Source organism: Tepidimonas sp. (genome assembly GCF_029335975.1).
Classification (GTDB): domain Bacteria; phylum Pseudomonadota; class Gammaproteobacteria; order Burkholderiales; family Burkholderiaceae_C; genus Tepidimonas.
Map to the genome: position 1 here is coordinate 1 of NZ_JARJMT020000048.1, position 8,124 is coordinate 8,124.

The 8,124-nt window shown below is 64.9% G+C and carries 5 protein-coding genes and 1 pseudogene; 5 read left to right on the forward strand and 1 reads right to left on the reverse strand.

The features are described 5' to 3' along the window. The 4 genes from P3W97_RS02655 to purL form a co-directional block, all read left to right on the forward strand. Window positions 1-153: thiosulfate oxidation carrier complex protein SoxZ (locus tag P3W97_RS02655; protein ID WP_300843524.1), on the forward strand; the 153-nt coding region annotated here is incomplete at its 5' end. A 56-nt stretch (window positions 154-209) separates the two neighbouring features. After that, window positions 210-1,010, forward strand: a complete 801-nt coding sequence (soxA, locus tag P3W97_RS02660; protein ID WP_300843526.1) for a sulfur oxidation c-type cytochrome SoxA — start codon at window positions 210-212, stop codon at window positions 1,008-1,010. A gap of 15 nt (window positions 1,011-1,025) precedes the next feature. Beyond that, window positions 1,026-1,673, forward strand: coding sequence for a sulfur oxidation c-type cytochrome SoxX (gene soxX / locus P3W97_RS02665; protein ID WP_300843518.1), 648 nt, complete (start codon window positions 1,026-1,028; stop codon window positions 1,671-1,673). A 105-nt stretch (window positions 1,674-1,778) separates the two neighbouring features. Continuing rightward, window positions 1,779-5,837 (forward strand): phosphoribosylformylglycinamidine synthase, encoded by a 4,059-nt coding sequence (gene purL / locus P3W97_RS02670; RefSeq protein ID WP_300843520.1) that lies wholly within the window; start codon window positions 1,779-1,781, stop codon window positions 5,835-5,837. Window positions 5,838-5,867: 30 nt separating this feature from the next. Here the strand turns inward: purL and P3W97_RS02675 are convergent. Beyond that, a pseudogene (locus P3W97_RS02675) lies at window positions 5,868-7,206 on the reverse strand (peptidase U32 family protein); the annotation flags it as partial. A 25-nt stretch (window positions 7,207-7,231) separates the two neighbouring features. Here P3W97_RS02675 and P3W97_RS02680 point away from each other — a divergent pair. After that, window positions 7,232-8,089, forward strand: a complete 858-nt coding sequence (locus P3W97_RS02680) for a YbgC/FadM family acyl-CoA thioesterase (protein WP_300843522.1) — start codon at window positions 7,232-7,234, stop codon at window positions 8,087-8,089. The last annotated feature ends 35 nt before the right edge of the window (window positions 8,090-8,124 follow it).

Consider the following 8,124-nt stretch of genomic DNA (forward strand, 5'->3'; position numbering starts at 1 on the left):
AAAGAGGTGCTCAAGGCACTGTGGAGCGGGGCGGTGTCGCAAAACCCGTTTCTGAGCTTCAAATTCAAGGGCGCCAACAAGGGCGACAAGATCGTGGTCAAGTGGACCGACAACAAGGGCGAGTCGCGCACCGACGAGGCCGTGATCGCTTGACGCAGCGCTGGGAAAGCGCAAATGCCAGCGCTTTCTCACTTCAGCAAGGATTCGATATGAAAAAAACGTTTGTCACTTTTGCAGTGCTGTCCGCGCTAGGCAGTGCGGCGGTGGCTGAAGATGCCACTATAAAGGGCATCGAAGAATACAGGGCGATGTTGCAAGACGGCAACCCGGCCGAACTGTTTGAGGTCAAAGGCGAAGACCTGTGGAAGCAAAAGCGCGGACCGAAGAACGCCTCGTTGGAACAATGCGACCTGGGCAAGGGCCCGGGCGTGGTCAAAGGTGCTTTTGTGGAGCTGCCGCGTTACTTCAAGGACACCGGTCGGGTGCAGGATTTGGAGAGCCGACTGCTCACCTGCATGGAAACGCTGCAGGGTATCGATGTCAAGAAAGAGGTGTCACAGCGCAACTTTGGGCGTGGTGAAACCGCCAACGTCGTGGCTTTGGCGACATGGATTGCCAGCCAATCGCGCGACATGCCGTTCAATCTGCCGTTCAATACCCAGGCTGAGCGCGACATGTACGAAGTCGGCAAACGTCTTTTCTTTATGCGCGGCGGACCGCATGACTTCTCGTGCGCAAGCTGTCACGGCGAGGACGGCAAGCGCATCCGCCTGCAGGAGTTGCCCAATCTGACCAAGAACCCTGGCGACGGGTTAGGCTTTGCCGCCTGGCCGGCGTACCGTGTGTCCAACGGCCAGATGTGGAGCATGCAGCACCGCTTGAATGACTGTTACCGGCAACAACGCTTCCCCGAGCCCGCCTTTGCCAGTGATGTGACGATCGCGCTGGGGGTGTACATGGGTGTAAACGCGAAGGGTGCCAAATCCGTCGCGCCGGCCATCAAGCGCTGAACCGGAGGATCCGCTATGAAGAAAACCCTGATTGCTCTGGCCGCGCCGGCGGCTCTCGTGTTGGCGGGCTGTGGCGCAGCGCCGTCTCCTGCCGACTACGACAAGATGACGATGGAGTTCGTCAAAAAATCGTTTGTCGAGCGCGGTATCGCCAAGCTCGACCGCCTGGAGCAGGACGAAGCGCGCCTGGCGTGCTGGCAGTCCGAGGTGACCGGCAAGCCGTTGGATGACAATACCGCCAAAGCCATCGAAGAGGCCGCCTACAAAAGTGTCAAGTGGCCAAGCGATGGCAAGTTCCTGGGCGACTGGCGCGAGGGTGAGAAGATCGCCCAGAGCGGCCGCGGCCTGACCTGGAGCGATAGCGAAAAGACCGTCAATGGGGGCAACTGCTACAACTGCCATCAGATCGACAAAAAGGAAATCTCATACGGGACGCTTGGCCCCAGCCTGTGGAATTACGGCAAGCTGCGCGGTGTGACCGACCCCGACAGCCCAGCGGCCAAACCCATTGTCGAATACACATGGGCCAAGATCTGGAACTCGCGCGCCTTTAACGCTTGTACCAAAATGCCGAGTGCTGGGCATAGAGGCATCCTGAACGAGCAGCAAATCAAACATGTGATGGCGCTGCTGCTGGATCCGAAATCTCCGGTGAACCAGTGAACGAGGCGGGGCCTGGTGGCCCCGTCTGACCGGGGCCGGGCGGTATCGGGGGTTCGCTTTCATTAAAATCGCCAGGTTTCACCACCACCGACCCCTGCCGTTGCCGTGACTGCCTCTGTACCCCCGACTCATTTGACGACGTTTGCCGGGGGGGATGCCCTTGGTCCCTTTCGCGCGAGACGGTTGCTGCCGCTTCTGCAAGAAATCGATGGGCGCATCGCTGCCATTGCCGCGCGCCACGTGCACCTGGTGGCCACCGACGCCCCGCTCGACGAGGCGGCACGCGCCCGCTGGGCAGACCTGCTGACTTACGGGGAGCCCTACGACGGCCCCACGCAAGGGGTGTGCATCGTGGTCACTCCTCGCATCGGTACCGTATCCCCGTGGGCGTCGAAAGCCACCGATATCGCGCGCAATTGCGGGCTCGCGGCACGGCGGGTGGAGCGTGTCGTGGAGTACTGGCTAACCTTGGACAGCGGCGCCATGGCGGGCTGGCTGGGCCGCCTGCCCACACTGGATGATGCGACCTGGCAGGCCTGCGCAGCGCTGCTGCACGACCGCATGACCGAGAGCGCCTTGCGCGACACGGCTGAAGCGGCTGGCCTGTTTACGGCACTGCCCCCCCAGCCCATGGAGCGGGTGGATGTGCTGACCCAGGGACGCGCTGCACTGCAAGCCGCCAACACGGCCTGGGGCTTGGCCCTGGCGGATGACGAAATCGATTATCTGGTGGCAGCTTTTCAGCGCCTCGGTCGCAACCCGAGCGACGTCGAGCTGATGATGTTCGCCCAGGCCAACAGCGAGCACTGCCGGCACAAGATCTTCAACGCCCAGTTCGTCATCGATGGGGTGGAGCAGCCGCACAGCCTGTTCGGCATGATCCGCCACACCCACCAGACCGCACCCCAACATACGATCGTTGCCTACGCGGACAACGCTGCGGTGATGGAGGGACACATCGTGGAGCGCTTCGTGGCGCTGCCCGGCGGGGAGGGCAGTCCCCGCTATCGCCGTTATGAGGCGCAGCACCACATTCTGATGAAGGTGGAGACACACAACCACCCGACCGCGATCTCGCCGTTCCCCGGTGCGGCCACGGGGGCTGGGGGCGAAATTCGTGATGAGGGCGCGACGGGTCGCGGGGCCCGCCCCAAGGCGGGGTTGACGGGGTTTTCGGTGTCGCGTCTTTGGGACGGCTGGTCTAATCAGCCCGGCGGCAAGCCGGCGCACATCGCCAGCCCGCTGCAAATCATGATCGAGGGCCCTCTGGGCGCAGCGGCTTTCAATAACGAGTTTGGCCGGCCTAACCTGCTTGGCTACTTCCGTGCCTATGAGCAGCGCATCGTCTCTGACGTGGATACGGTAGAGCGCGGCTATCACAAGCCCATCATGATCGCCGGCGGCATTGGGCAAATCGACGCCAGCCAGACGCACAAAGCCACCTTTCCAGCCGGCACCTTGCTGGTGCAGTTGGGCGGACCCGCGATGCGCATCGGCATGGGCGGCGGCGCCGCCAGTTCCATGGCCAGCGGCGCCAACGCGGCGGAGCTGGACTTTGACTCGGTGCAGCGGGGCAATCCGGAAATCCAGCGTCGTGCGCAAGAGGTGATCAACCATTGCTGGGCGCTGGGCGCGGACAATCCCATCCTTGCCATCCACGATGTCGGCGCGGGCGGACTGTCGAATGCTTTTCCAGAGCTGGTCAACGACGCCGGGCGTGGCGCCCGCTTCGACCTGCGTGCCATTCCGTTGGAGGAAAGCGGCCTGGCCCCCAAGGAAATTTGGTGCAACGAGAGCCAGGAGCGCTATGTGCTGGCACTGGCCCCCGATGCGCTGCCGCGTTTTGCCGCGCTGTGTGAGCGCGAGCGCTGCCCGTTTGCCGTGGTGGGGGTGGCGACCGAAGAGCGCCAGCTCGTGCTCGCCGATGCCCAGGCCAGTGAGCCAGCGGATGCCTGCCCGGTCGATATGCCGATGGAGGTGCTGCTGGGCAAGCCCCCGCGCATGCGGCGCGAGGTTGCGCGCATCCCGCGCCGTTTTGCCCCATTCGATGGCACGGGCGTAGCACTGCAGTGGGCCATCATCGAGGTGCTGTCTCACCCGACGGTGGCCTCCAAGCGCTTTCTCATCACCATCGGCGACCGCACCGTCGGTGGGCTGACCCATCGCGACCAGATGGTGGGCCCTTGGCAGGTGCCGGTGGCCGATTGCGCGGTGACACTGGCCGATTTCCGCGGTATGGCTGGTGAAGCCATGGCCATGGGCGAGCGCACGCCGGTCGCCGCGCTGGACGCCCCCGCTGCGGGCCGCATGGCTGTGGCCGAAGCCATCACCAACCTATTGGCTGCGCCAATCGAGCTGTCCCGCGTGAAGCTGTCGGCCAACTGGATGGCCGCCTGCGGCGAGCCGGGCGAGGACGCCGCGCTATATGACACCGTCAAAGCCGTGGGGATGGAACTGTGCCCGCAGCTCGGCATCGGCATCCCGGTCGGGAAAGACAGTCTGTCCATGCGCACCCAGTGGCGCACGCAGGACGGCCAGGCGCGTAAGGTGACGGCACCGGTCAGCCTGATCGTGAGCGCCTTTGCTACTGTGCCAGACGTGCGCGGCACCCTGACGCCACAGCTCGATGCGCGGGAGGACACCACGCTGATCCTGATCGACCTAGGACGCGGACGCCATCGCATGGGTGGCTCTGTCTTGGCGCAGCTGCTGGACCAGGCTGGCGGCGATGTGCCCGACCTGGACGATCCACAAGACCTGGTGCGGCTGGTCGATGCCGTCAACGACCTGCGGGCCGATGGGCGACTCCTCGCCTACCACGACCGCAGCGACGGGGGGCTGCTGGCCTGTGTGGCCGAAATGGCGTTTGCCGGCCGAGTAGGCGTCACGTTGAACGTAGACCTGCTGGTGACCGAAGGTGACGGCATCCGCGACAGCCGCGCCGATTATGGGGATGCCAAAAACTGGGCTACCCAGGTTGCCGCGCGTCGCGACGAACTTACCCTGCGCGCCCTGTTCAGCGAGGAGCTGGGCGTGGTATTGCAGGTGCGCAGCGCCGAACGCGACGCGGTGCTGCAGACCCTGCGCGCCCACGGCCTGTCGGCCTGCAGCCAGGTCATCGGTAAAACCCGCCCGGTCAGCAGCCCGATCGACGCCGGCAAGGGTGAGCTGCAGATATGGCGGGATGCCAAGTGCCTCTTCAGCGCCACGCTGGAGGATTTGCATCAGGCGTGGGATAGCGTGAGCTGGAAGATCTGCCAGTTGCGTGACAACCCGGCCTGTGCCGATGCCGAGCATGCGGTCGTCGGCCGCGCGGATGATCCGGGCCTGCATGTGGCGCTGAGCTTCGACCCCGCCGAAGACGTCGCTGCCCCGTACCTGAATCTGACACGGCCACGCGTGGCCATCCTGCGTGAACAGGGTGTCAACTCGCATGTCGAGATGGCTTACGCGTTCGATACCGCCGGCTTCGAGGCGGTGGATGTGCACATGACGGACCTGCTGTCTGGTCGCACCACGTTGCAGGGTTTTCGCGGGCTGGTGGCCTGCGGCGGCTTCAGCTACGGAGACACACTTGGCGCTGGCATCGGCTGGGCGCGCTCCATCACCTTCCACCCGGAGCTGTCGGAGCAGTTTGCTGCCTTCTTCGCGCGGCCGGACACGTTCGGGCTGGGCGTGTGCAATGGATGCCAGATGTTTGCCGAGCTGGCCACCATCATCCCAGGCGCCGAGCACTGGCCGCGCTTTACAACGAACGTCAGCGAGCGCTTCGAAGCCCGGCTGTCGCTGGTGGAGGTGACCGATTCGCCGAGCTTGTTCCTGCACGGCATGGCCGGCAGCCGGTTGCCGATTGCAGTGGCGCACGGCGAAGGCTATGCCAATTTTGGCCAGCGCGGCGACCGCGAGGCCGTCTGCGTTGCCATGCGCTTCGTGGACCACCATGGACAGCCGACCGAAGCCTATCCCTTCAACCCCAATGGCAGCCCGGGCGGGATCACCGCGGTCACCACGCCGGATGGACGTTTTACGGCCATGATGCCACATCCGGAACGGGTGTTCCGCAACGTGCAGATGAGCTGGATGGACCTGGGTGCCACGGGCGGCCTCGATGCCTTCAGCCCCTGGATGCGCATGTTCCGCAACGCCCGCCGCTGGATCGGCTGAGTGCGGCCCTGGCTGGGGCCCCAACGGACCCATATTGACATCGCCGGGCGCCTCGTGGCTCTCATAAGCGGCTTCGATCACCCGTACCCCGTGGCGGGCGTAAAAGTCACGCGCCTTGTGGTTGTAGACGTTGCCCAGATCGGTCAGCACATCCAGCGCCGCGGGCTCGAACACCGTATCGCCCAGGCGGCCCAGCCCTTCGGCCAGCCGCGCCTCGTTCGCCGCGGCGTCCCGGGCCAGATCAAAGGGGCCGGCCAGGGTGGCCGAGCCCGCTCAGCCATCGGCATCGGTCAGCGTCAGGCACAGGGCATCCCCCTGGGCGTGCAATCGCACCCACAACGGTATGCGCTGCTCGGCAGACGGCCGCTCCAGTGCCCGCATCCAGGCCATGCTGCGGTTGCGGTTGACGACCGTGCCAGTCCGCAGGTCCTTCAGGCCAGCCATCGCATCCTTGGGGTAGATGCGCCAGCGCATGCCCCCTTCCGTTCCTGGGCCCAGCCGTTCGACGCGGTTGGTTTGCAGGCCGATGAGCTTGTTTTGCAAACTCGGCGGCCCTGCGCACCACCCAGCCGATCGGGCGGCCGGGGTTTTTTGGGGCTGTCGAAGGCGCCAATGTCAATCTGCCGGCCGTTGACGAAGTGGTCGGTGAACTCGCGGTTGAAGTTCTGGTTCGGATCGGGCGTGAAGGTGTAGCGGCAGCGGCCGCTGGAAGAGGGTGCCAGATCGGGCCGCTCCTGCAGAATCTGGTCGAGCAGCCGACGGTAGTGGGCGGTGGTGTTCTTCACATACCCCGTGTCCTTGTAGCGGCCCTCGATCTTGAAGCTGCGCACGCCAGCGTCGATCAGCGCGCGCAGGTTGGCGCTCTGGTTGTTGTCTTTCAGGGACAGCACATGTTTGTCGCGCGCCAGGATACGCCCCTGTGCGTCGCGCACCTCGTAGGGTAAGCGGCAGGCCTGCGAGCAGTCCCCTCGGTTGGCGCTGCGATTGCGCGCCCGGGAGCGTCGCGGGGCCCCAATGCCGCATCGACCGCGGCGATCTGCTCCAGCATCAGCTCCCGCGCCAGCACCATCTGGGAAAAGCCCACATCCCGCAAAAAGCGCGCCTTCTGCGGCGTGCGGATGTCGCATTGGGTGTAGGCATGCAACTGATTGGGGGGCAGGTGCAGCTCCAGCAGCCCCACATCCTGCACGATGAGCGCGTCCACGCCGATGTCGTATAGCTGCTGGACCAAGCGCCGTGCCGGCTCCAGCTCGTCGTCGCGCAAAATAGTGTTGAGCGTGACGAAAACCCGCGCATGGTAGCGGTGCGCGTGGCGCACCCGCCGCTCGATGGCATGGATCGGGTTGGCGGCGTTAACGCGCGCCCCAAAAACCGCAAATAATCCAAAACCCGTCATGAAACGCCACGAATTCCGATGCTTCCATCGCCTGCGCGTACGCTGGGCCGAGGTGGATATGCAAGGCATCGTCTTCAACGCCCACTATCTGATGTATTTTGACGTTGGCATCACCGAGTACTGGCGCGCGCTGGGCCTGCCCTACACCGATGCCATGCGTCAACTGGGCGGCGAGCTCTATGTCAAGAAGGCGAGCCTCGAATTTACCGCCAGCGCCCGCATGGACGACCTGGTGGACGTGGCGCTGCGCTGCGAGCGCATCGGCAACTCGTCGATGACGATGACCGGAGCACTGTTTCTGGGCGAGCGTGCGCTGGTGGGGGCGGAAATCGTCTATGTGTTTGCCGATCCGGCCACGCAGACCTCGCGCCCGGTGCCGCTGCCCCTGCGCGAGCTGGTGCAGCGCTACGAGGCTGGCCAGCAGGTGCTGCGGGTGGTAACCGGCCCGTGGCATACCCTGGAGAGTGCTGCAGCCCCGCTGCGCCGGGCGGTGTTTGTGGATGAGCAGGGCATACCGGCATCGCAGGAGTGGGACGCGGCCGATGCGGCCGCGCTGCATGCCGTGGCTTACAACCACCTGGGGCAAGCGGTGGGGACTGGACGGCTGTTGATCGCGGAACCGGGGATAGGCAAGGTGGGCCGCATGGCGGTGCACCGTGCGCTGCGCGGCAGCGGCGTTGGCACACGGGTTCTGCAGGCCCTGTTGGATGCCGCCCGCGCGCGCGGTGACCACACCCTGCGCCTGAGCGCGCAGCACACTGCCGTCGGCTTTTACGAACGGCTGGGTTGGCGGCGCGTGGGTGAGCCCTATAACGAGGTCGGCATTCTCCACCAGTCGATGGAGATGCGCCTGTGATCAGCCCTATGGGCTGCCGGCGGACCCAGCGCAGA

What these genes read in the sequence shown, in the direction of transcription:
- soxA (WP_300843526.1), top strand. Translation starts at nt 210, where the DNA reads ATGAAAAAAACGTTTGTCACTTTTGCAGTGCTGTCCGCGCTAGGCAGT.
- soxX (WP_300843518.1), top strand. Translation starts at nt 1,026, where the DNA reads ATGAAGAAAACCCTGATTGCTCTGGCCGCGCCGGCGGCTCTCGTGTTG.
- P3W97_RS02680 (WP_300843522.1), top strand. Translation starts at nt 7,232, where the DNA reads ATGAAACGCCACGAATTCCGATGCTTCCATCGCCTGCGCGTACGCTGG.